Annotated in this window: 24 protein-coding genes; 5 read left to right on the top strand and 19 right to left on the bottom strand. The window is 68.5% G+C overall.

Features of this window, described 5'->3' with window-relative positions:
* Positions 1-60: 60 nt before the first annotated feature.
* Positions 61-1,329, top strand: a complete 1,269-nt coding sequence (locus ACFULV_RS01870; RefSeq protein ID WP_378652427.1) for a condensation domain-containing protein — start codon at positions 61-63, stop codon at positions 1,327-1,329.
* A gap of 45 nt (positions 1,330-1,374) precedes the next feature.
* Here the strand turns inward: ACFULV_RS01870 and ACFULV_RS01865 are convergent, their stop codons facing one another.
* Genes ACFULV_RS01865 through ACFULV_RS01840 form a run of 6 tightly spaced genes read right to left on the bottom strand, consistent with a single transcriptional unit; the run spans position 1,375 to position 6,971 of the window.
* The gene (locus ACFULV_RS01865) at positions 1,375-2,889 is read right to left on the bottom strand and encodes a class I adenylate-forming enzyme family protein (protein ID WP_378652067.1); all 1,515 of its coding nucleotides are present in this window, start codon (positions 2,887-2,889) and stop codon (positions 1,375-1,377) included.
* The gene (locus ACFULV_RS01860) at positions 2,886-3,638 is read right to left on the bottom strand and encodes a glycosyltransferase family 2 protein (RefSeq protein ID WP_378632612.1); all 753 of its coding nucleotides are present in this window, start codon (positions 3,636-3,638) and stop codon (positions 2,886-2,888) included. The genes ACFULV_RS01865 and ACFULV_RS01860 overlap by 4 nt, the downstream gene beginning before the upstream one ends.
* Positions 3,635-4,654 carry an NAD-dependent epimerase/dehydratase family protein gene (locus tag ACFULV_RS01855; protein WP_378652064.1) on the bottom strand — a complete coding sequence of 340 codons (1,020 nt, stop codon included), beginning with the start codon at positions 4,652-4,654 and terminating at the stop codon, positions 3,635-3,637. Before ACFULV_RS01855 ends, ACFULV_RS01860 begins: the two co-directional genes overlap by 4 nt.
* Positions 4,655-4,713: 59 nt before the next feature.
* Positions 4,714-5,073, bottom strand: coding sequence for a hypothetical protein (locus tag ACFULV_RS01850; protein WP_378652061.1), 360 nt, complete (start codon positions 5,071-5,073; stop codon positions 4,714-4,716).
* On the bottom strand, positions 5,070-5,885 hold the full coding sequence (locus tag ACFULV_RS01845) for a hypothetical protein (RefSeq protein ID WP_378652059.1): 816 nt from the start codon (positions 5,883-5,885) through the stop codon (positions 5,070-5,072). The genes ACFULV_RS01850 and ACFULV_RS01845 overlap by 4 nt, the downstream gene beginning before the upstream one ends.
* A 57-nt stretch (positions 5,886-5,942) precedes the next feature.
* A complete protein-coding gene (locus ACFULV_RS01840; RefSeq protein ID WP_378652057.1) occupies positions 5,943-6,971 on the bottom strand; it encodes a 3-oxoacyl-ACP synthase III family protein in 1,029 nt (342 codons plus the stop codon).
* Between the two features lie 179 nt (positions 6,972-7,150).
* Here ACFULV_RS01840 and ACFULV_RS01835 point away from each other — a divergent pair, with 179 nt between their 5' ends.
* Entirely contained in the window at positions 7,151-8,293 is a 1,143-nt protein-coding gene (locus tag ACFULV_RS01835) for a cytochrome P450 (RefSeq protein ID WP_378652055.1), read from the top strand.
* Positions 8,294-8,341: 48 nt separating this feature from the next.
* Here the strand turns inward: ACFULV_RS01835 and ACFULV_RS01830 are convergent, their stop codons facing one another.
* The 7 genes from ACFULV_RS01830 to ACFULV_RS01800 form a co-directional block, all read right to left on the bottom strand.
* Positions 8,342-9,061, bottom strand: a complete 720-nt coding sequence (locus tag ACFULV_RS01830; protein ID WP_378652052.1) for a hypothetical protein — start codon at positions 9,059-9,061, stop codon at positions 8,342-8,344.
* A gap of 212 nt (positions 9,062-9,273) precedes the next feature.
* Entirely contained in the window at positions 9,274-10,671 is a 1,398-nt protein-coding gene (locus ACFULV_RS01825; RefSeq protein WP_378652049.1) for an FAD-binding protein, read from the bottom strand.
* A 52-nt stretch (positions 10,672-10,723) separates the two neighbouring features.
* Positions 10,724-11,365, bottom strand: a complete 642-nt coding sequence (locus ACFULV_RS01820) for an ABC transporter ATP-binding protein (protein ID WP_378652046.1) — start codon at positions 11,363-11,365, stop codon at positions 10,724-10,726.
* Positions 11,365-12,333: an ATP-binding cassette domain-containing protein gene (locus tag ACFULV_RS01815; RefSeq protein ID WP_378652042.1), complete on the bottom strand. Its 969-nt coding sequence runs from the start codon at positions 12,331-12,333 to the stop codon at positions 11,365-11,367. Before ACFULV_RS01815 ends, ACFULV_RS01820 begins: the two co-directional genes overlap by 1 nt.
* Positions 12,330-13,184, bottom strand: coding sequence for an ABC transporter permease (locus tag ACFULV_RS01810; RefSeq protein WP_378652039.1), 855 nt, complete (start codon positions 13,182-13,184; stop codon positions 12,330-12,332). The genes ACFULV_RS01815 and ACFULV_RS01810 overlap by 4 nt, the downstream gene beginning before the upstream one ends.
* The gene (locus ACFULV_RS01805) at positions 13,177-14,208 is read right to left on the bottom strand and encodes an ABC transporter permease (RefSeq protein ID WP_378652425.1); all 1,032 of its coding nucleotides are present in this window, start codon (positions 14,206-14,208) and stop codon (positions 13,177-13,179) included. Before ACFULV_RS01805 ends, ACFULV_RS01810 begins: the two co-directional genes overlap by 8 nt.
* Positions 14,169-15,752, bottom strand: a complete 1,584-nt coding sequence (locus tag ACFULV_RS01800) for an ABC transporter substrate-binding protein (protein ID WP_378652036.1) — start codon at positions 15,750-15,752, stop codon at positions 14,169-14,171. Before ACFULV_RS01800 ends, ACFULV_RS01805 begins: the two co-directional genes overlap by 40 nt.
* Positions 15,753-15,845: 93 nt before the next feature.
* Between ACFULV_RS01800 and ACFULV_RS01795 the strand changes: the two genes are divergently transcribed.
* Positions 15,846-16,178 (top strand): ArsR/SmtB family transcription factor, encoded by a 333-nt coding sequence (locus ACFULV_RS01795; protein WP_378632642.1) that lies wholly within the window; start codon positions 15,846-15,848, stop codon positions 16,176-16,178.
* A 163-nt stretch (positions 16,179-16,341) separates the two neighbouring features.
* Here the strand turns inward: ACFULV_RS01795 and ACFULV_RS01790 are convergent, their stop codons facing one another.
* The 4 genes from ACFULV_RS01790 to ACFULV_RS01775 form a co-directional block, all read right to left on the bottom strand.
* Positions 16,342-16,650 (bottom strand): antibiotic biosynthesis monooxygenase family protein, encoded by a 309-nt coding sequence (locus ACFULV_RS01790; protein ID WP_378632647.1) that lies wholly within the window; start codon positions 16,648-16,650, stop codon positions 16,342-16,344.
* Between the two features lie 17 nt (positions 16,651-16,667).
* On the bottom strand, positions 16,668-17,114 hold the full coding sequence (locus ACFULV_RS01785) for a hypothetical protein (protein ID WP_378652033.1): 447 nt from the start codon (positions 17,112-17,114) through the stop codon (positions 16,668-16,670).
* A 73-nt stretch (positions 17,115-17,187) separates the two neighbouring features.
* Positions 17,188-17,646 carry a MarR family winged helix-turn-helix transcriptional regulator gene (locus tag ACFULV_RS01780; RefSeq protein ID WP_378652030.1) on the bottom strand — a complete coding sequence of 153 codons (459 nt, stop codon included), beginning with the start codon at positions 17,644-17,646 and terminating at the stop codon, positions 17,188-17,190.
* 98 nt (positions 17,647-17,744) lie between these two features.
* On the bottom strand, positions 17,745-18,062 hold the full coding sequence (locus ACFULV_RS01775) for a hypothetical protein (RefSeq protein WP_101466068.1): 318 nt from the start codon (positions 18,060-18,062) through the stop codon (positions 17,745-17,747).
* A 207-nt stretch (positions 18,063-18,269) separates the two neighbouring features.
* On the opposite strand from ACFULV_RS01775, the gene ACFULV_RS01770 reads away from it, so the two are divergent.
* Positions 18,270-19,109, top strand: coding sequence for an Ig-like domain-containing protein (locus ACFULV_RS01770; RefSeq protein WP_378652027.1), 840 nt, complete (start codon positions 18,270-18,272; stop codon positions 19,107-19,109).
* Positions 19,110-19,135: 26 nt separating this feature from the next.
* Here ACFULV_RS01770 and rsgA read toward each other — a convergent pair whose 3' ends face one another.
* A complete protein-coding gene (gene rsgA / locus ACFULV_RS01765) occupies positions 19,136-20,017 on the bottom strand; it encodes a ribosome small subunit-dependent GTPase A (RefSeq protein ID WP_378632668.1) in 882 nt (293 codons plus the stop codon).
* A gap of 119 nt (positions 20,018-20,136) precedes the next feature.
* Positions 20,137-21,429, bottom strand: a complete 1,293-nt coding sequence (gene aroA, locus ACFULV_RS01760; RefSeq protein WP_378632671.1) for a 3-phosphoshikimate 1-carboxyvinyltransferase — start codon at positions 21,427-21,429, stop codon at positions 20,137-20,139.
* A 112-nt stretch (positions 21,430-21,541) separates the two neighbouring features.
* Here aroA and ACFULV_RS01755 point away from each other — a divergent pair, with 112 nt between their 5' ends.
* Positions 21,542-22,327, top strand: coding sequence for an SOS response-associated peptidase (locus tag ACFULV_RS01755; RefSeq protein ID WP_378632673.1), 786 nt, complete (start codon positions 21,542-21,544; stop codon positions 22,325-22,327).
* Positions 22,328-22,352: the final 25 nt, after the last annotated feature.

Genomic DNA, 22,352 nt, shown 5'->3' with positions numbered 1-22,352 from the left:
TTCGGGCGGGCGTCGGTACGCTCGCGGTGTGTCGATACAGCGGAGGCCGTGTTGGGCGAGGTGACGCGGCCGCTGTCGGCGTCGGAGCGGTGGTTCTGGCTCGTCGATCAGTTGTCGCCGGCGAATTGTGTGGTCCGATTGCGGGTGCGCGGGCCGATCGGCGCTTACCGGTTGGAAGAGGCCGCTGACGCGCTGGTCGCGGAATTTCCGCTCCTGCGGACAACGGTTGTCGACGGCCCGCGTTTCGCTCCGTCCACCGACCCGCATCTACCGGTCCTGCACCGCATAGTCGACGACCCCGACGAGTGGCGCACGGTCTTCGACGAACAGCTGGCCGAGCCCGTTGACCTCGCGACGGCACCGGGGCGCCTCATCGATTTGGTGTGGCGCCCAGGCACTTGCGAGGAACGACACGACCTGATCCTCGTGTTGTCCCACGTTGTGCTCGACGGCCGTTCGATGACGTCGCTGGGTTGGCGAATCCTCGCTTACGCCTTCGGATCTCCCGTCCCCGCCGGCTCTCGCTCGCCGATCCCGGCCCCCGACGACCTCATCCCGCCCGCGTACACCCGCCTCCTACGCTGCCTGCGCACCAACCTCACCGGCCAGCTCACCGCGATGGCCCGCCGCCCGACCAGCCTGCCCGGCACCCCGCCACCACTCCCGATCCGGCGCACCCGCACCGTGATCCGCACCATCGAGGGCGACACCCTCACCGAGCTGCGCACCCGCTGCCACGAGCACGACGTCACGATCAACGCCGCGCTGGCCGCCGCCCTGGCCGCCGCCCTCGGTGAACTCGCCCCCCGGCCCTCCGGCGTCGCGGGCATCGGCATTCCGGTCGACGTCCGGTCCCGCTTGAACCCGCCCCCGGCCGACGACGAGCCCGGCATGTTCACCGCGGTGGTCCCCACTTTCGTCCCCTACGGCCCTGCCCATTCCCTCTGGGATGCGGCCCGCGCGGCGAAAACCCAACTGCGCCGACGGCTGGCGAAGAACAACGATCTCACCGCCCTTGCCGCGATTCGCTACGGCTGCCCCCGTTCCCTCGAATCCGGCAGGCGCACCATCGAACTCATCGACCGCCGAGCCCCGTGGAATGTCACGCTCAGCAACCTCGGCAGGCTGTCACCGCCCGAAACTCCTGAGCCGCTGGACATCACGGCGCTGACGGTCGCCGGTACGAACTCCTGCGCCAGTGCGCTGACGGTCGCGGTAGCCACTCTCGGCACCACGATGTCGATCACCTTCTGCTACGTCGACACCATGCTCTCCCGGGCGACCATCGAAACCCTCGCCGACCGCACGCTCCGCTCGGTGACCCGCTGAGCCGTAACCGTCATCGCGCGCACCGAGCCCAGCAGTGGGCAGGGCTCAGGCGAGCAGCCTGCCCACGAGCTCCCGCAGCGCCGCGCGGTCCGGTTTGTTCGTCCGCCCGCTGACCGGAATTCGATCCACCACCACGATGTCGTCGGGGACGGCGGTGGTGTCGATGACCTGCGGCAGCCGTTGACGAAGTAGGGCCGCGATGTCGTCTGCCCCCGGTTCGGCGACAATGGCGAGCACGATCCGCTCATCGCCGATCTCGTCCGGCAGGCCGACCATGATCGCCTCGCGCACCCCGTCGATCGCGGTGATCACCGGCTCGTACAACCCCGGGTAGATATTGGTCTTCCCCCGGATCATCATGTCCTTCTTGCGTCCGGTGAGGACGAGTTCCGTGCCGTCCCACCGTGCGAGGTCCCCGGTCGCGATCTCGGTCAGCGGCTCCGCGCCGAGATACCCGCGGCACAGGTTCGGACCCGACAGCAGGAGTTCCCCGTCGTCGGCGATCCGCGCCTGCACACCCCGCACCGGAGCGCCGAGCAGATCCCCGTCGTGCGCGAGCTTGGCGGTGCCGGTCGCGATCGCCACCGGCAGGATCTCCGTCATCCCGTAGATCGCGAGAAACTCGGTGTCGGGCAACGATTGCCGTGCCCGGCGAAGGAGTGCGGAGGTGACCGGCGCACCGCCTAGGGCCACTTGACGTAGATTCGGCGGCGGCTCGAGGTCGCCGGCTTCGATCACGTCGAGCGCGACAGCGAGATCGGCCGGGGTGTAGAACGTATGCGTCGCACTCCGCAGATTTCGCGTGAATCGCACGGGATCGATGTGCGTCCCGAACCGTGGATACCGGGGCATCGCCCACCGTGCCCCCGCCATCAACGCGGGCAGACCCATCATGAGCTGCTCGGTGTGCAGGAAGGCGCCGGGCGCGAGGCTGGTCTTTCCACCCATCGCGGCGAGCCCCGCACTCAGCGAAGCACGGGTGTGCACAACGGCTTTCGGATCGTCCGTCGTCCCGGAGGTGAAGACGATCAACGCCGCTGCCTCGGGATCCGCGGCAGGCAGGGCGGTCTCGCGTGCGTCACCGGTGAACCGCCGCAACGGAATCGACCCGAACGGCGTACCGGGCAACCACACTCCGCTGTGGATATGGCGAACATCGAGCGCGCCGAACCGCGGCAGTTCCAGCCCCTTCTTGCGGCCGAATCCGGCGAGGGGACCACTCACCGCGTACAGCAGTGATTCCGTTGCGGCCCAAGTGGGTTCGACCAGGCCGACTCGCTTGGTGAAGAGCTCCGGCCCGACGCCGGGATCGACGAACACGATCGTCCCGCCCGCTGCGATCACCCCGAAGATCACCAGCACCGACGACACACTCGGCCGGATCGAGAACAGCATTCGATCGCCCGGGGCGAACCCCGCCTCGCCGAGATTGTGTGCCACCCGGCCGATGGAATCCACCAGCTCCCGGTAGGTGAGCGCGCGCTTGCCGACCGTGCCGAGCGCCGATGCGTCCGGAATCCGTTCGGCTTGCGCGGCAAGCCGTGCGAGAAAGTCGGTCACCGAATATCGACCACGTCGGGCCGATACCGATGATCGGCGTACCAGGCCAGTGTCTTGCGAATACCCCAGGCGCGCACTCGCCGATTCGAGCCGTGCACCCGCACGTCCCGGCGCAAACCATAGTCGGTGGTGATCGTGCGCACCGCGTTGACCAGCGCCCGGTCCTCGTGGAGATCCTCGATCGCGGTGCGCGGGAATCCGCCTGCGGCAACATATAATTCGGCGGTGATGGCCATATTGCACCCCGGTGTCATCACATACGGTCCGAGATACTTCGGATCCCGATTGCCCGAGCGCACCTTGCCGAACGTCGAGGCCACTTCCAGTGCCACCCGAATGATCGTGCGGTCGATCCAGGAAACGCCTTCGTCGGTGCGCGGAATCAGCTGACCACTGACCAACCGCAGCCCGGAGCCGAACCCGGCCTTGATCCGCTGGGTCCAGTCGGGCGCGGGCAGGCAGTCGGCGTCGGTGCGCGCGAGGTAGGTGGCGCCTCGGGAGATCGCGTAGCGCATCCCGGTATCGGCGGCGGCGCCGGTGCCCTTCTGCTGCTCGTCGATCACCACGATGCGCGGCAGTGGATGGGCGGCGGCGAATGCCCGCACCACCTCGACGGTGCGGTCGGTGGAGTTGTTGTCGACCACGACCACCGTGAAATCCGTGTCCTGTTGCGCTGCGATGGCATCCAGGGTGCTGCCGATGCCGCGTTCCTCGTCGAAGGCGGGAATCACCACCCACAGATCACTCACGCGTCCTCCAGCAGCCGGTCGAGCCCGCCGACCTGGTCGACCCAGCGGTGGAAATTGTCCAGGCCGGTCGTGAACGGCACCTCCGGTCGATAGCCCAGTTCACGGGCGGCGCGCGAGATGTCATAGGTCGCCGACCGGGTGACCAGCGCGACCGCGTACCGCGACAGCGGGGGAGTCCACCGCTGCGCGACCGCCGGTATCCGCCACAGTGTTTCGATCGCCGCCAAGGCCCCGCCGAGCACCGGTGCCGGCACCGTCACGCTCGGTCCGGCCAACGAGAACCGCGCGGCCACCGCGTCCAAGGTCGCCCATACCGACACCGGCTCCGCGTCGGCGACGAAATACGCACGCCCACCGACCTTCTCGGCCGTCAGCGCGAGAGCGGCGGCGTGGACGAGGTGGTCGATGTAGCACAGCGAAGCCCGGACATCGCGCCCGCCGGACAGATCCGGCAACCGCCCCGCCCGCAACTTCGCCAGAATCTGCACGATCGGCCCGTGCCGGTCGCCGGGCCCCCACACCGCGCGCGGCCGCAACGAACACGTCGTGAACTCCGGTGTATCGGACGCCAGCACCAACTGCTCGGCGACGGCCTTGGTCTCGCAATGGCTGTTCAGAAATCGCGCGGGGTAGGGCACGGTCTCATCGATCCCCACCTGATCCCCACCGCCGGGAGCCATCAACGCACTCGGACTCCCGATGAACACGAACCGCCGTACTCCGGCCGCCGCGGCCTCCTGCATCAGCCGATCGGTCCCGGCCACGTTCACCGCGAAAAAATCGGCGGGCCTGCCGAATTCACCGAGCAGGGCCGCCGCGTGCACAACGGCGCGCACCCCGGCCACCGCCGCGGCCAGCGCACCCGCGTCGGCGAGATCGGCCACCGCCACCTCGACACCCTCCGGCGCCGAGGCCGGATCGCGAACCATCGCCCGCACCGGCACCCCGCGCGCCACCAGCCCGCGCACGATCGCCCCGCCGACGAACCCGCTCGCGCCAGTCACCAGCACTGTCATCGCGCCACGTTATCCCGTCGACGATCTCGCGAAGCCGCAGCCGGACGGTGTCGCCTCGGTCACTGTTCGCCCTCGCCCAGCGTCTTCCACCAGGTAGCCCCGAGCAGCATGGTCATCATGGCCGCACGACGACCCGAGATCCCCCGTTCAGCGGCTACTTTCCGGGCTGCTGGAATCTGCGCGGCATGCACCCCGACGCTCAGCGCTACATCGATCCAGAAGGCCACCCGCAGCCACCGGGCCCGGAACGGCCGCACCACCCCGACGATCAGGAATATCCAGCCGATCACCGGAATCGACCGCAGCGCCAGCACGGCCCCCGGGCCGGGCACCGCGACCGAAGTACCGGCCGCCGCGCGATGGCGACCATGTCGCGGCGCACTCACCGGATCCGGAACAACATGCAGAGACCGTGTCACCGCACACCAACCCCTCGATAGGTCACTGCCGCCGCGGTGGGTCCACCGTCGGCGGCGACGAACAGCAACGGCCGTTCGGCCAGTCCCGCGTCACGGGCCGCCACGAACGCGGCGGTCAACGCGGAAGTGTGCGCGTCGGCGGCGAAGTCGTCGGTCACCACCGCGCCCACGCCGAGCTGGGCCGCCAGTTCGCCGGCGAAATCCGCTGTCGGTTTACCGCACAGCAGCACCACCTGCCCGGCGTCGATACCGTCCGCCGCCAACGCTTCTCGCGCCGCGATAGCGGCGTGCTCGACGAGTTCCGCTGTCCCGGTGAGCAATTCCACCGTCAGCGAGGAACGCCCTTCGGCTCCCATCGCAGACAGCTTCACGTATCCCTGCGGGTCGGGCAGTGCGTCGCCGGCACTTACGTGGACTCCGCCGAAACCCGCGGCTTCGGCGGAATTCTCGAGCACGAAAGCCGCCCCGACCGGCTCGAACGCGAACTCCACATCGGCCAGGCCCGACGGATGCGCGTCGCCCGACACGACGACCACATGTCCCGTGGGCAGATCTGCCAGCAGCGAGGCGGCCACCCCGACCGCGTTCACCGCCCCGCAGGCACCGTTCATCAGATCGAACGACAAGCACGGCACGTCCCCGCGTCGATAGTCCAGCCCGATCCCCGCGGCCTGCTGGATCAGCGCCGCGACCGCCGGTTCCACCAGGTTCGCATCGCGATAGACCCCCACATTGATCAGTGCGTCGACCTGCTCCGGCGGACAACCGGCTGCCGCTAACGCGTCGCGCGCGGCGCTTGCCGCCTGTCCCACCGAGCTGACTCCGCCGCTGCGCGTCACTGCCGAAGAAATGATGATTCCCATACTGTCCTATACCCGCAGATCGCCGATTGTCACCGACAAGAATCCGGCGACCACCCCGGAAGCTGCCGGTACCAGGAGTACTTTCGACCCCGGCTCGATCAGGCCCTGCCGCAACGCGTCGTGCAACACCACGAAATGTGAGGTCGACGCGGTATTGCCGTATCTGTCCAGCACCGCGAGTCCCGGCGGCATCGCCGCGTCGAATTCGCGCTCGGCGATCTTGTTGATCAATTCCACAGCGGGGCCGCTGAACTGGTGATGGATCAGGTAGTCGTAGCCCTCTTCGGCGAAGCTGGAACCGCGCGCGGCCAGGAACTCCAGCTGCCGCGAGGTCCACAGCAGGTACCGGGACTCGTTGTGCATCGCCCGATTGTCGGTGTAGAGCGCGACTCCCGGCCCCTGATCGCTGGGCATCCCCAAGCACAGCTTCGCGAACGCGGCGCTGGTGTTGAGCTCCACGTAGTCGAGCCCTGGCCCGTCGGTGCCGTCGAGCAGTACGGCCGCCCCGGCGTCGCCGACGGTGAGTGAGGCGAACTGCGGGTCGTATTTCTGCGAGATCTCCCGCACCGCGGTGTCAGCGATGGGCGTGATGCACTCCCCGGACACCACCATGCCGCGACGCACGGCACCGGATCGAATCATCCTGTCCAGCAGCAGAACTCCGGTCATCATCCCGGCACACGCGTTGGACACGTCGAAATGGATCGCCCTGTTCGCCCCGAGCGCGGTGCGCAGCATCAGGGCGAACGACGGTTCCAGGCAGAAGTCCTCGCCCCGGGTGCGGGTGATCGAGCAGGAGATGATCACATCCAGATCGGCGGCGTCGTAGCGCGAATTGCCCAGTGCGCTGCGGGCGGCGGCCAAGGCGATGGTGAGGGAGTCCTCGGATTCGCCGCGTACCCTGCGCGCCCTGACTCCGCTGACCTTCTCCAGATCCAGCGGCGCGTCGACGGCCAGCTGCGCCAGCAACTCCGCCGTGGTCACTTCTCTGGCCGGCAGATACGCGCCGACGGCTTCGATTGTCGAACTCACCATGCTTGTTCACTTCCAGATATCGCGTGATGCACAGATCACCACCAGCGCATCTCGTCGATCCTAGCCACAGACCTTCACTAATCGGGCGTGCTCGATTAGATTCTGCCGGGGTGTGGAGCTCCGCCCGACGCCATGAACTAACCCTACTCGCCGCTGGTCAACCCTGGTTGCCTGGATTATTGCTGCTTGGACGGTTCGCGCGGCCGATCCGCAAGGTGCCCGAACTCGGCTGGTTCGTCGCCGACCCGCTGGTGGCCCGCCAGATCTACAACGACAGCACCCATTTCAGCATCGTGTCCGAGGGCGCGGCCGGGCACTGGTGGGCGCAGGTCATCGGCGACTGGGTCGAGGATCTGTTCGAGGGTCCGGGCCATACCGACCTGCGGACCAAAGTGCGCGACCTGTTCACCCTCGGTCACACCGATGCCCTGGTCGCGCGCGTGATCGGCCCCGACCTGCGTGACCTGCGCGAACGCCTGGCGGCGGGGGAGACCGTCGACATCGCCGCCCGCGCGCAGATCCTGGTCGGCCGCAGCGTCTCCGACCTGGTCGGCATGCGCCCCGAAGACATCGCCGCGGCCATCGGCGGCGACTACACCGACGACCAGGACGCGCTGTTCCTGCGCCTGTTCCATCACGTCGAAGAACTGGTCAACCTGGGTTTCGGCACGATGGCCTCGACCACGCTCGACCCGGCGGCGCTGGCCCGCGCCCGTGAGCTGGCCACCCAGCTCGCCGTCAACGTTCCCGACGCGTACGCCCGCGCCGATCCCGATACCACCCTCGGTCGCTGCCGTGAACTGGGTCTCGACGTCGAGCACGCGGGCGGCCTGGCGATCCTGATGGCCGTCGCGGGCACCGACACGCTCGCCAGCGCCATGACCCGAATGGTCGCGATCATGCACGACACCGACCAGCACCGCGCCCTGCTCGCTGCTCCCGATCGCCTCCCCGACGCGGTCCGCGAGACCCTGCGCGTCACGAGCCCGGCCTACCTCGTCGGCCGCTCGGTCACCGCGGACGTCCGCGTCGCCGACCGCGACCTGCGCGCCGGCGAACACGTCAAGATCCTCACCTGGACCATCAACAATGCCGCGGGCGAGTTCCGCGTCGACCGCGACTACAACCCCGAGACCCGCCAGCTCTGGTTCGGCGGCGGCCGCCACCTCTGCCTCGGCGCACAGCTCGTCCACTCCGAACTCACCGCACTTCTCGAAGCCTTGACCGCCGCCGGTCGCCCCTGGGAAATCGTCGAACGTCGCTATCGCAGAAAGGTTTTCATCCCTACCTACGAGAAGCTGCGCATCCGGCTCGCGCGCTGAACAGCACAATGGCCCCGTCCGGGTGGAACGGGGCCATCGCGACGACGACTACTGGTTTTCGGGCGCGTTGATCCGGTTGTGGAAGCCGATGCCGATGGCGATCGCGGCGGGGACGCCGGTCAGCACCAGGCCGGCGGCCGCACCCAGCGGGATGCCGACGGCGGCACCGGCGAGGCAGCCCGCGATGCCGGTCGCGCCGCCGAGGGCGAGCACCGGGATGCCGAGAACCAGGCCGCCGACGCCGCCGATGGCGCAGCCCGCGAGGCCACCGGTGAGGGTGCCGACGAGGGTGCCGATGGCGGTGATGATGCCGAACTGGGTGGCTGCGGCGCCGACGGCATCGTCGAAGGCGTCCTGCCGGACGACGTCCTTCAGCAGGGTCGACGGGCGGGCCGAGGCCGCGTCGGTGCGCGGGGTCAGGGTGGCGCGGGTACCGTCGACGACGGCGTCGATCGGGTACTCGAGGTCGTCGATCGTGTAGGCGAGCGGCAGGGCGGCGACGATGTTGCCCTGGTTGTCGCGCACCTGGAACTGGTTGTTCTCGGTGGTGAGCGAGCCCGCGTCGGTCTCGACGACGACCGCGCCGCCCTCGATGCCGGTCTTCCAGTTGATGCCGGGCAGCACCTGGTTCACACCCTGGTTCACGCCGTCGAGGAAGGCCGCGACGGGCGCGGGAGCAGGCGCCGGAGCGGCGTGCGACGTGCCGGTGGCAACGCCGAGCGCGGCGATGACGAGTGCGGAGGTTGCGGCAACCTTGCTGATGTTCATGAATGCAGTCTTTCCCTCAATGGCGATGCTCCCTGGGGAGCGCAGGCCCTCGATCGAGCACCCATGATCAAGTGTCCAACTGTTTGTTGCTGAAATGTAACTTAAAAAGTCTTAAGAGTTCAAAATGGACAGTGACGTGCGTCATTGCCGGTGAATTGGATTAGCTGTGAACAACTTTCGCTCGCAATTCACCGTTCGTGATCTGAAGCACATCAATGTCGAAGTCCTGTCACCAGCCGCAACCGTCGTGCGAGGTCGGAGGCGAATACCCGTTCGGGGTCGACTCGGTCCCTGATCCGGCGCCATTCGTCGAGCCGCGGATACATCGTCGCGATCGTCTCGGGTGTGGTCCGTGATTCCTTCGCGAGGTACAGGCGGCCACCCGCCGCCCGCACCCGTTCGTCGAGGTCCACGCAGAACCGGTCGAGCCCGCTCGTGAGCGCGAAGTCCAAGCTCAGCATGTATCCGGGATGCGGCCACGACAGCGGCGCCGGGTTGCCAGCCCCCATCCGTTTGAAGACGTTGAGGAACGAGTGGTGCCCCGACTCGGCGATGGTGCGCACCGCGTCGGCCAGCTGCTGTTCGGCCCCGAACGGCATCGAGAACTGATACTGCAAGAATCCTCGCTTGCCGTACGCCCGATTCCATTCGCCGAGCAGGTCGAGCGGGTGATAGAACTGCGTCAGGTTCTGGATGCGCCCACGGGCCCGGCGGGGAAACAGGCGATGAGCGGCCTCGGCGGCGATCCGGGTGGTCACCGAATTGACCATCCCGTTCGGAAATATATCGGGCACCGTGAACAATTGTGGGGCATCGAAATTCAAGGGTTTGCTACGCAGTCTCGACGGCAACTGGTCGACGGTGGCCAGCGAGCCTCGGCTGAATCCGGCCCGCCCGAGTTTCGCCCCGGTGGAAATGGTGTCCGGCACCGCCATCGAGTAGTCGTACCCGTCGTCGGAACCGCCGGTCAGCAATTCCATCGTTTCGTCGAGATCGCGCGTGCGGTCGTTGTCGACGAGGAAATACGCGGTCTCGGTGTGCTTCAACCGAACTCGCGCGCCGACGATGATGCCGGTGAGTCCCATCCCGCCGACCGTCGCCCAGAACAGCGCCGAGTCGGGCCCCTCCGGCGTCAAGGTACGCACCGATCCGTCGGCGGTCAGCAGATCCATCGACACCACGTGATTGCCGAAGCTGCCCTGCGAATGATGGTTCTTGCCATGGATATCCGCGCCGATCGCCCCACCGACCGTCACCTGCCGGGTGCCCGGCAGCACCGGGACCCACAGCCCGAACGGCAGTGCCGCCCGCATGAGCGTGTCCAGGCTGATGCCCGCGTCGACCTCGACGATCCCGCTGTCGGGATCGATGCTGTGGATTCGGTCCAGCGCGGTCATGTCGACCACCAGCCCGCCCGCGTTCTGCGCCGGATCCCCGTAACTACGTCCGAGCCCGCGCGCGATCACTCCGCGCGGCCCCGCGGTCCGCACCCGTTCGGCGATCACCGCGATGTCGGGGGTGCGCAGCACTTCGGCGACGGTCGGTGCGGTGCGGGCCCATCCGCTGAGGCTGCGGCACGCGCTGACTGGATTCGGTTGTGTGAAAGTCACAGGGGCTCACGCTAAAACGGGTTCCTGTGCGCAACCTGAGGTAATCGTGCGGTTATTGCGGAGATGCCTGCCGCGGGGTGAGGATGCCTTCGCACATCGTGGCGACGCGGGTGCAGGCAGCCGCGAGGAGGGGCTCGTCGTGGCTGATCAGCAGGACGCCGAGGGTGTCGTCGGCGCGGGTCATGACCAGGCGGATGATGGTGGCGGTGGTGGCGGCGTCGAGCATGGCGGTGGCTTCGTCGAGGATGAGGTAGCGGGGGTTCTGGGCGAGGGCGCGGGCCAGGCAGGCGCGCTGGAGCTGGCCGTCGCTGAGGGCGTGGGGGCGGCGGTCGAGGAGGTCGGGGGTGAGACCGACAGCGGTGGCCAGCGCGGTGAGATCGGGGACCGAGGCACCGCGGATGCGGGCGGGTTCGGCGATGATCCGGGCGAGAGTGAAGTGGGGATTGGTTGCGGCACGGGGGGATTGAAAGACCATGGCGATGCTGCCGCGAGCCCGTCGGGGTGGCTGTCCGTCGACGGTGACGGTGCCGGAGGTGGGCGTCAGTAACCCGGCCATGGTCCGCGCGAGTGTGGTTTTCCCCGATCCCGAGTCGCCGGTGATGCCGACGATCTCGCCCGGCGTGATCCGCAGGTCGACCCCGCGGATGACGGATTCCGAGCCGTAGCCCGCGGTCATGGAGTCGGCGATCAGCATCAGGACCTCGGTCGGCGAATCATGCGCGGCTGCTGGGGAATCAATCGCGTCGGGCCACCCGCGTAGGGGCAGATATCGGACAGGTTCGTCAGTGCTCGCGGGGGATGGGGGAGCGGGTGCAGGCCGTGTTCGGGCAGGGCGGCGAGCAGGTCGCGCGTGTAGTCGTGCCACGGATCGTCGAGCACGTGCGCACTGGGGCCGACCTCCATCAGGCGTGACGCGTACATCACCGCGACGGTGTCGGCGATGCCCGCGCGGATCAGATGGCCGAGATCGTGCGTGATCAGCAGGACCGCGGCGCCGCTGTCGGCGCACTCGCGCAACAGTTGTCCGATCTGGTCGGTGCGTGAGCGATCGAGTCCGGAGGTCGGTTCATCGGCGATGATCACCTCGGGATCGCCCGCCAGCGCCGCCGCCACGGCCGCCCGCTGGGCCATCCCGCCGGAGAGCTCGTGCGGGTACAGGTCGAGCGCGGTGCGGGCGAGCCCCGCGCGATCGACGAGGTCAGCGGGGGTGTGCGCGGTGCCGAGGGCGGTGATCGTCTCCTGGAGCTGGGAGCCGACGGTCCGCACGGGAGTGAAGGAGGTGCTCGGGGATTGGGGCACCAGCGCGATATGGCGGCCGCGATAGGAGTGCTCGCCGACGAGGACGTCGATCGGTTCGTCGGCGGAGTCCGCCGGACCGTCCACACGCAGGTGGATGGACCCGGTGGTGACGGCATCGTGGGGCAGCACGCCCATCACCGCACCGGCGACAATCGACTTCCCGCACCCGGATTCGCCGACGAGTGCGGTGACGCTGCCCGCTTCGATGTCGAGCGACAGCTCGGTCACCGCATGCACCACATCGCCGCGGCCGACCGGAATCCGGACGGTCAGCGCATCGATCGACAAGCGGGTGCCCCGACCTCCACGGTGGGCGTCGAGCAGTGTGTCCGCGGTCTCGCGAGGGAGGGAAGGTTCTGTCATCGCGGCATCCTCAACGGTGTGGGTGGGGCGAGAAGTCCGCGCAGCGACGACCCCGCGACAGCGACCGCCACCGTCGTCAGCACCAGGAATCCGGCCGGGAACGCCAGCGTCCACCACCCGCCCAGAAGCAGCGAAGTGCGCGCTTCCTCCAGCAGGGTGCCGAGGCTCGGTTCGTGCGGCGGCAGTCCGAACCCGAGGAACGACAAGGTCGACTCGTGCCAAATCGCGTGCGGGAGAAGCAGAACCACCGCGATCAACGCCTGCGGGGCGACGGCGGGCAGCAGATGCCTCAGCAACAGGTGGGTGCGACTCGCGCCGGCGAGCACCGCCGCGGACACGTACTCGCGTTCGCGCAGACTCAAACTCTCCGCCCGCACGATCCGCGCCACCTGCACCCAGTGCGTGAGTCCGATCGACAGCACCACCGCCAGCGCGTTCCCCCGGAACAGTGCCACGATCACGATCCCGAGCAGCAGATGCGGCAGCGCGTTGGCGGTATCGGCGAACCGCATCACCACCCGGTCCACCCACCCGCCTGCCAGCGCCGACACCGCACCGACGAGCACGCCGATCACCGTCGACACGGCCGCCGCGCACGCCGCGACGATCAGCGAGGTCCGCAGCGCCGCCGCGATCCGCACGAACAGCGACCGCCCGGCCGAGTCGGTCCCGAACCACCACTGCCCCGACGGCGCCTGCCGCGCGTGCGCGAAATCGGTCAGCCGATCGTCGACCCCGCCCACCCACGGCACGATCACCGCGTACAGCAGGACTGCGAACAGCACCGATAGCGCGAGATACAACCGTCGCTCCACAGCCCTGTGCGTGCGGTCGCGCCACCGCTCAACCATCGGCGCGCACCCTCGGATCGAGCAGCACCACCGCGACATCGGCGAGCAGCGACCCGAGCATCACCGCGCAGGTCGTGCCGACAGTCAGCACGGCAAGCAGCGCCATGTCCAGATCCTTCGCCGACTGCACGAACGCGCCCGCGATCCCCGGCCACGAGAAGATCTCCTCCACCAGCACCGCCCCGACCACGACCTCCGGCAATCGAGCGCCGAGGATCGTCACGAACGGGGCCAGCGAGGTCGGCAGGATGTGCCTGCGGGTGACCGTCGCGGTGTCGATGCCGCGCGTGACGGCACCGACCACGAAATCCTCACCGCGATTGCCCGACACCGACTCCCGCACGGCCAGCAGGAGCCACGGCACCTGTGAGACGGCCAACGCGGCAGCGGGCAGCACGAGATGTCGTGCCACCTGACCGGCTCCGACCTCGGCCCCGGCGTCGGTGAGCCCGGCAGGCGGCAACCAGCCGAGTCCGACCGCGAACACCCCGATCGCGGCCAGTGACACCACGAACGGCGGCAGCCCCTGCATCACCACACACGACGCGGTGACCAGCCGATCGATCACTCCACCGCGATGCATGCCCGCCCAGACGCCCGCGCCGAGCGCGACGGCGACCGCCACGCTCATCGCGACCACCACCAGCAGCACCGTCCACGGAATCCGTTGGGCGAGCAGGGTGCTCACCGGCTGGGCGAACCCGCGGGAAACGCCGAGATCGCCGCTGAACAGGTCGCCGATCCAGCGTCCGTAGAGCTGGTACCACGACGCGTCCAGCCCGAGCCGGTCCGAGAGCAACGCCCGATCCGACGCACTCGTCGTCTCGTAGCGAGCGCCGAGATAGCCGACCAGCGGGTCGAACGGTGACACCGCCGCCGCGGCGAAGAGCGCGGCCGACACCGCGGCGAGCACCGGAATCAACGCCGCCAGTCGCCACCCGACCATTGCCCGCAGGCCGCGTCCGCGAACGCGACTGCGCCCCATCAGCGGGTCCAGGTCTGCAGCGACCACCACGGTCCCCAGGTGACGCCGTGCGCGTGCGGCTCGAGAATCGGCCCCGACATCGTCCAGGAAGAATCCTTCACCACATAGGTGTGATCGAGATGGACCAGGAAGACGTGGCTCGGATCCTGGGCATACCGGCTCTGGACCTCCCGGTACGCGGCGGCGCGCACCGCGGGATCGACACTGCGCCGCGCGGTGTCGAGTTGCGCGTCGATCGCGGGATCCGCGTGCCTGCTCGCATTGTCGTACGGGCTGCCCGCACTCGGGTCGAGCAGCGGCGAGTGCAGGGTGTTGTAGGCCTGGGTGTCGGGATCGTAGGGCTCGCTCCCGCCGCCGAGCAGGATCCCGGTCTGTGCGATGCGCGGCTCGATCCGATCCCAGGACAGCGCCTCGAGATCGACCTCGATACCCACCCGCCGCGCATCGGAGGCGAAAGCCAGTGCGAGGTCACGGCGCAACGTGTCGGTGGAGTTGTACATCACGGTGAATCGCGCGCGCACACCGTCCTTCGCGCGCACGCCGTCGGCGCCGGTCCGCCATCGCGCACCCGCGAGGATCGTTTCGGCACGCGTGCGATCGAAGGCGAAAGCGACTGCCGGGTTGTGGGATTCGCCGTAGACCTCGGCGAAAGGCGTGTAGGCCGGGCGGCCGTAGCCGCCGAGGATGTTGTCGATCATCGCCTGGCGGTCCACCGCGTAGTTCAGTGCCAGCCGGACGGCCGGGTCCCCGGCGACCGGATCGCGCTCGGGCATCGACACACCGCGCCAATCCGCGGACGTGTTGGCCTGCACCGACATCCGTGGTTCGAAGGTGGCGGCCAGCAGGGGCGGCAGCGACGTTCCGTCGAGTTCACCGCCGCCCATCCGCTGCGCGCGGGTGTTGTCGTCGGGTACGTAGAGAACCGTCAGCCGCTTGACCGAAGGCGCACCACCCCAATAGCTGTCGTTCGCCTCGAACACCGCCCGCGTCGGCTCCAGCGCCGTGAGCCGATAGGGGCCGGTGCCGATCGGGGCGGTATTGAGCGGTGATTCGGTCGCGGGTCCCGGCGTGGCGACGGCCTCCGACGGCACGATCCCGATCAGCAGCTTGGCCGGGAACGCGGCATAGGGATGACGCAGGGTGAACCGCACCGTCAGCGGATCGACAGCCTCGACCCGGTCGATCATCGAAAACGACGACCGCACCTCCGAGGCCGATGCCGGATCCAGAATCGCCCGGTAGGTCCCCACCACGTCGGCGGCGTCGAACGCCGACCCGTCACTGAACCGCACACCGGGGCGCAGCGGCGCCGTCCAGACAGTCGCATCGGCGTCGGGAGTCGGCAATGCCGTTGCCAGGGCAGGCTCGAAACCTGGCATGCCGGTGCCGCCGGTGAGCCGCAGCAATCCGTCGTAGACCTTGGCCTCGCCGGCCGCGCCGTACCCGGCGACCGGGTTGTACCCGCCGAGCTCATACGCGTCGGCGAGCACGAGCGAGTCGGTGGACCCGCTGTCGGGCGCTCCGCACGATGTCAGCACGACCGCCAGCGCGGCTCCTACAGCGAACAGCGGCCGAGTGCGCATCCATCATCCCTACATGTTTATCTGAACAGATGAACAGATGATAGTCGCGGGCGGTGCCGTCCTGTCCACTCGGCGATTAAGCTGGGCACCGCCATGGGAGAGCCACGCACACTGCACGGGTCGCCGGTCGAACTCGGTCGGCGCGCGATCGGCGACGTCGAGATCAGGGAATGGGCGCAGCGCTTCGACCTGCTGTCGGACCCCGGCCGCCTGGAAATCCTGCTGTGTCTGCACCGCTCGCCCGGCATCAGCGTCGGCGAACTGGCCGCCGCTGTCGGCCGCAACGAGAACGCGATCTCCCAGGCGCTGCGCGTGCTGCGGCACGAGGGGTGCGTCACCTCGAGCCGCGAAGGCCGATCGGTCACCAACCGGCTCACCGACCCGATCATCCACGAAATTCTGCACACCATCGGCGCCAAGCACTGACGTCGAGAGTCCGCTTCTCGGAGGCGATGACGGCGAAGGTCCTGTACGTGCTGACCGGTGCCGATCATTGCCGGGCACGTTGTCGTCGCGATACCGGTCAGAACCCCGCCTCGGTAGGCCCGCTGGCCGCGGCGGTGCTTGGCGCGCTGTGAATGCCTGTCGCTCAGCAGAACTCGGCGACCACTTCGTAGAGGGCGGGATTTGCGCGCGCGACCTGACGCGCCTGGTCGACCGAGGCGACGACCGTCGGATTGCGTCCGGCGGCCTCGCAGGCCTCGGCGCTGTCCCAGTGCGCGATGTTCACCAGCTGGAATCGCGAATCGGGCAGCAAGGCGCGGTGCAGGCGCACATCGCGGAAACCGGGGGCGGTGCGCATGTGCGCGGCCCGTTCGCGCCACTGCGCGACGAATCCCTCGATGTCGTCGGCGGAAACCTCGATCACATTGATGAAAGTGACACCCTGGTCGGTCATGGGGAGCTCCTGTTCGGTCACGCGGCGGATCCGGGACGCACGATCATGAGAACGACCACGGCCGTCCACAGCAGGTTGTAGATACCCGCGAGCATCGACAGCACCCGCAGGCGCCTGCCGTCGTCGGGCTGGTCGAGGGCTTCGCGCTGCATCGGAACGATCTGCACGGCGAGCAGCCCGCCTGCCACCGCGGTCGTCACCATCGCGGTGGTGATCCAGATTTCGTTCATCCGGCCCTGAATCGTGGCCAGCACGATGCCGATCACCGGCACGATGATGGCGAGTTTCGCGTAGTTCCCGGTGATCCGGTGCATGGCGGCCGCGACCGGCCTGCTGCGCACCGAGTCCGGATCGGGCGCGCCCGCGACCGGCGCGTACCGGGGAAAAAGACTGGTGGCGACCGCTGAGCCGCCGACGAAGACGATGCCCGCGAGCACATGCACGGACAACAAGACGTGTTCCAACTACCGACTCCCTCCGACCTTCAATGTGCTTGAAGCCTAGCTCGAGTTTCAGTCACATTGAAGGTCGGATTCGTCACGCCTCGGGTCGAGGGGGAATCGTCCCCGTGAACGCGTCGACGATCGCCGCTCCGACCCGCCGCAGAATCGGATCCGAATCCGCCCCGAACAGCTGGGTGTCCACCCGCGCCACCGCTTTACGCGCCTGCGCCAGCAGCTCCGCGCCCGCCTCCGTCAGCTCGATCGCCGACGCCGACCCCGCCCGCGCCGTCCGATCCTGCACCAATCCGGCCCCCACCAGCCCCTTTACGGCGGCATGCACACTTTGCACGCTCGTCCCCGACATCCGCGCCAGCTCGCTGAACGAGGCCCCCGGCACCCCATTGATATGCCCGAGCAACCCCAGCCGGGCCACCGTCAAATCCAGCGCCCCCAACTCGACCCCCAGCGCCGCCTCCACCCGCCGCGACATCGTGATCACCAAAATGCTCGGGCTCATAGCCGGCGGTCCAGGACGCTCGCTCTCGGTGGTCACCCCCTCATTTTCCCGCACGACACCCCGATAGTCGTGTTCCGGGAGCCGTATCCATCCCGCGTCCGCGAAACAGCCACGGGCCCTGCGAGTTCGCTGACCTAGGCGGGGAGGGCGGGCAGGGTTCTGGTGTGGGTGATCTCGGGGGTGACGGTGATGATGTCGCAGGCGGCGACGATGCGGTGGGGGAGGTCGGAGCCGAGGTGGGTGAGGCTGGGGGTGACGATCGCGGCGGCTTCGGTGGTGGTGACCACGTCGAGCAGGCGGCCGATCGGGTCGGCGGTGCGGTCGCTGAAGACGACGGTCTTGGTGAAGCGGTAGCCCAGGCGTTCGGCTAGGGAACGGATCTGCGTTTCGTCCCAGGACTGGGCGACACCCGAGATGTCGCGGCGCAGGTAACCGATCGCCGGTGGCTTCATGGGGATGACGGTACCGGCGGACAGTGTCGTGGTTGTGAACGCGAGCGAACGCGAGTCGAATTCGAAATCTGAACGAGATCTATTTCGGATTTGGATCCGCCGGGAACCATGGCGTGATCTACTGCTCGCCACTCGGGCGTATCAGCGCCTCGACGACGTCGAGGGCGTCCGGCACGTAGTTGGAGACACATGATGGTGGACAGAAGAGTGCAGCGCGCAGCCGTTTTCGCCGCCGCGGCGGGGCTGGCGATGACGGCGTTTCCCGGCTCGGCCGTAGCCGCTCCGGGATCGATCACCTGGGATGACGGCAACAGCCATTTCACCCGAACGGTGTCGAACACCAACCCGGTGGTCGGCGACACGGTCACCGTGACCACGAAGTTCGAACGCACCGGCATCCCGGTGGAATACATCTACTCGATCAAGGACCTGCACCCGGCGTGCCTGACGCCGGTCGCGGGCTCGGCGAAGATGTCGGGTGACACGGTCTCGATCGACACGTCGTCGTCGGACTGGATCCGCGCCGAGTTCGGCATCACCAAGTACCCGGTGTATCCGAATATCTCGCCGAAATCGCAGACCTTCGAGATCCAGTACAAGGTCGGCGTGAACTGCGCCCGCGACACGCCGTTGCCGACCTCGATGCACTACGGCGGGTCTCTCGGCGACGGCATCTACCAGGCCAAGGGACCGGCCATCACGGTGTCGGGCGACGCCGTGTCCAGCACCGCCATCACCGCGGTGTCGGGTGCGCAGGTCGGCAAGGCCGTCACACTGGAAGCGAGCGTGACCCCGGCCGCGGCGGGCGGCACGATCCAGTTCAAGGCGGGCGACAATGTGCTCGGCGACATCCCGGTCGGCGCGAACGGCAAGGCGAGCATCGTCTGGACGCCGGGTGCCCCGGGTGCCTACAGCATCGGCGCGGCCTTCTCCGGGCGCAGCGGGGTGGCGGGTTCGTCGAGCACCGCGACGGTGACCGTGGCCGAGGTGCCGACCGATGGTGGCGGCGGTGGCGGCGGGGTCGACACGGGGTCGTTCAGCTTCTGAGAGTCACCCCGGCACGGAATCGGTTGCTACCAAGCGTCATTGGCGATCAGGGCGGTCAGCAGCGTGCGAATCGCGGCGACCCGCCGTTCCGTGCCGGGCAGCTGATCGAGCGCGCATTCCGGATCGGCCGGCGGTCCGAGATGGGTACAGCCGCGCGGACAGTCCTCGATGGCACCGGCGAGGTCGGTGAACGAGGCGATCACATCGTCGGGCGTGATGTGGGCGAGGCCGAACGAACGCACGCCCGGGGTGTCGATCACCCAGCCGCCTTCGGGTAGCGGTAGCGCCACCGACTGGGTGGAGGTGTGCTTGCCCTTGCCGACACCGGACACCTCGCCCACCGCCCGATAGGCATCGGGCACAAGACGATTCACCATCGTCGACTTGCCGACACCGGAGTGCCCGATCAGCGCGGTGAGCCGGTCGTTCAAGATTTCCAGCACCGGCTCCATCGGATCGTCGATGCCCGCGTAGAGGATCTTCAGATCGAGACCGTCGAAGGCGGCAGCGAATTCGGATTCCGAGACGAGGTCGCGTTTGGTGAGCACCAGAATCGGTTCCAGCCCGCCGGCATACGCGGCCACCATCGCCCGCTCGACGAAACCGGTGCGCGGCGGTGGATCGGCCAGCGCCACCACGATGAACAACTGCTGGGCATTGGCGACGACGATGCGTTCGAACGGATCGGTGTCGTCGGCGGTGCGGCGCAGCACGGTGCTGCGCTCGCTCACCCGCACGATCCTGGCCAGGCTGTCGGGCCTGCCGGTGAGGTCGCCGACCACGTCGACCTGATCGCCCACGACGATCGGGGTGCGGCCCAGTTCGCGGGCGCGCATGGCGACGATGCGCCGGTCGGCGTCCCCGTCGAGCACGCATCCCCAGCGGCCGCGGTCGACGGCCACCACCATGGCGGCCTCGGCGTCGGCGTGCTGCGGACGGGTCTTGGTGCGGGGACGCGACGACGCCTTACCCGGGCGTACCCGGACGTCGGATTCGTCGTAGCTGGCTGAGGATCGCCCCTGGCGGCTCAGCGCGCCACTCCGTCACTGGATAACGCGGGAGCCAGCATCTGCTCCCACAGTGTGACGAAGGTCGGCAGGGTCTTGGCGGTGGTGCCGATGTCCTCGATCTCCACCCCCGGCACGCGCAGGCCGAGAATCGCACCGGCGGTGGCCATTCGGTGATCGGCGTAGGAGTGCCACTGTCCGCCGTGCAGCGGGGTGGGCACGATCTCGAGGCCGTCCTCGGTCTCGGTGACATTGCCGCCGAGGCGATTGATCTCGGCGGAAAGTGCTGCGAGACGGTCTGTTTCGTGTCCACGCAGGTGGGCGATGCCACGCAGGCGCGAGGGGGAGTCGGCCAGTGCGGCCAGCGCGGCGACGGTGGGGGTGAGTTCGCCGACGTCGTGCAGGTCGATGTCGATACCGGCCAGGCGTTCCGGACCGTGCACGGTGAGGATGCCGTCGAAGATGCGGGCCTCGGCGCCCATCCGGACGAGGATCTCGCGGATCACGTCACCGGGCTGGGTGGTGCCGCGCGGCCACATCGGGATGCTCACCTCGCCGCCGGTCACCGCGGCCGCCGCCAGGAACGGGGTGGCGTTGGACAGGTCGGGCTCGATCTCCCAGTCGACCGCGCGGATCGGGCCGGGCGCCACGGTCCAGGTCTGGGCGTTGCCGGAATCGGCCGGGGTCTGCACGGCCACATCGGCGCGGCGCAGCATCTCGACCGTCATCTCGATGTGCGGCATCGACGGCAGTGCCTTGCCGTCGTGGTGGACGGTGATGCCCTCGTCGAAGCGGGCGGCCGAGAGCAGCAGCCCCGATACGAACTGCGAGGATCCCGACGCGTCGATGGTGACGGTGCCGCCGCGCAGCGCGCCGGTGCCGTGCACGACGAACGGCAGCGCGTCACCGTCGACATCGAGACCGAGCTTGCGCAGGGCATCGAGAATGGTGGACAGCGGGCGCAACTTCGCCTGCTCGTCGCCGAAGAACGCGACATCGCCCGTGGCGAGTGCGGCGGCGGGCGGCAGGAATCGCATGATGGTGCCCGCGAGCCCGCAGTCGACAGCGGCACTGCGCAGGGGCGCCGGGGTGATCTCGAGGATCTCGGCGTCGCCGGTGATCTCGGTGCCGAGGGCGCGCAGGGCCCCGATCATCAGATCGGTGTCGCGGCTGCGCAGGGCACCGGTGAGCGTGGACGGCCCATCGGCCAGTGCGGCCAGGATGAGCGCGCGGTTGGTGATGGACTTCGATCCGGGCAGGGTCACGGTCGCGTGGACGGGGACCTCGATATGGGGCGCAGGCCAGAAACTCACGTCCCCATCTTCGCTTATGTGCGGTTCGGACGCACCGGTGGTGCGCTTTTTCGGCGTGGGGTGGCGTCGTCGGCGGAGCCTGATGTCGGTGCCCGCGCGTATCTTGACCTTTATGTGTGGACGATATGCGACGACCACGAATCCGGGCCGGTTGGCGGCCGAACTGGACGCTGTCGACGAGACGGGGCTCGACGAGCCGGACGCCGCCGTCAGCTACAACGTCGCGCCGACCACCCAGGTGCTCACGGTCGTGGAGCGGCACGCGCACGGCGAACCCGACGACGACCCGCGGCTGCGGATCCGGCGGATGCGCTGGGGCCTGATCCCGCACTGGACCAAGGCGGCCGAACCCGGCGTGCCCGCCAAGGGGAAACCGCTGTTCAACGCGCGCGCCGACAAGGCGACCACCGCGCCCTCGTTCCGCGATTCGGCCAAGCACAAGCGCTGCCTGGTGCCGATGGACGGCTGGTACGAGTGGCTGGTCGAGGCGTCACCGACCGGCAAGGGCAAAGCGGTGAAGCGGCCCTTCTACATGTCGCACAGCGACGGTTCCCTGCTCTATATGGCCGGGCTCTGGTCGGTCTGGCGTGATCGCAGCCTGCCCGATGCCGAGCCGCTCATGTCGTGCACGATCCTGACCACCGACGCGAGCGGCGAGCTGGCCGACATCCACGACCGGATGCCGTTACCGATGCCGCGCGAACACTGGGACGCCTGGCTCGACCCGGATCACCCGGCGCCCGCCGAATTGCTGAGACCGCCCTCGCGGGCCGCACTGGCGACGATCGTGGCGCGTCCGGTCTCCACCCTGGTGAACAACGTGCGCAACAACGGCCCGGAACTGCTGGTGCCGGACGGGACCTGTGACGACAAGGCCGGGCAGACCACATTGCTGTGATCGTGCCCGGCCTCGGGTAGGAGAT

It is taken from the genome of Nocardia sp. NPDC057272, from assembly GCF_042668615.1.
In the GTDB taxonomy this organism is placed as follows: Bacteria; Actinomycetota; Actinomycetes; order Mycobacteriales; family Mycobacteriaceae; genus Nocardia.
The sequence above is the reverse complement of the archived record's forward strand: the minus strand, read 5'-3'. Positions and strand labels throughout refer to the sequence as shown.

Bases quoted from the DNA above. Each gene is read 5' to 3' on its own strand.
- ACFULV_RS01800 (WP_378652036.1), bottom strand. From the start codon at position 15,752: ATGCGCACTCGGCCGCTGTTCGCTGTAGGAGCCGCGCTGGCGGTCGTG.
- ACFULV_RS01840 (WP_378652057.1), bottom strand. From the start codon at position 6,971: ATGGTGAGTTCGACAATCGAAGCCGTCGGCGCGTATCTGCCGGCCAGA.
- ACFULV_RS01795 (WP_378632642.1), top strand. From the start codon at position 15,846: ATGGGAGAGCCACGCACACTGCACGGGTCGCCGGTCGAACTCGGTCGG.
- ACFULV_RS01830 (WP_378652052.1), bottom strand. From the start codon at position 9,061: ATGAACATCAGCAAGGTTGCCGCAACCTCCGCACTCGTCATCGCCGCG.
- rsgA (WP_378632668.1), bottom strand. From the start codon at position 20,017: ATGGTGGTGGCCGTCGACCGCGGCCGCTGGGGATGCGTGCTCGACGGG.
- ACFULV_RS01790 (WP_378632647.1), bottom strand. From the start codon at position 16,650: ATGACCGACCAGGGTGTCACTTTCATCAATGTGATCGAGGTTTCCGCC.
- ACFULV_RS01810 (WP_378652039.1), bottom strand. From the start codon at position 13,184: ATGGTTGAGCGGTGGCGCGACCGCACGCACAGGGCTGTGGAGCGACGG.
- ACFULV_RS01755 (WP_378632673.1), top strand. From the start codon at position 21,542: ATGTGTGGACGATATGCGACGACCACGAATCCGGGCCGGTTGGCGGCC.
- ACFULV_RS01815 (WP_378652042.1), bottom strand. From the start codon at position 12,333: ATGACAGAACCTTCCCTCCCTCGCGAGACCGCGGACACACTGCTCGAC.
- ACFULV_RS01820 (WP_378652046.1), bottom strand. From the start codon at position 11,365: ATGCTGATCGCCGACTCCATGACCGCGGGCTACGGCTCGGAATCCGTC.
- ACFULV_RS01855 (WP_378652064.1), bottom strand. From the start codon at position 4,654: ATGACAGTGCTGGTGACTGGCGCGAGCGGGTTCGTCGGCGGGGCGATC.
- ACFULV_RS01775 (WP_101466068.1), bottom strand. From the start codon at position 18,062: ATGAAGCCACCGGCGATCGGTTACCTGCGCCGCGACATCTCGGGTGTC.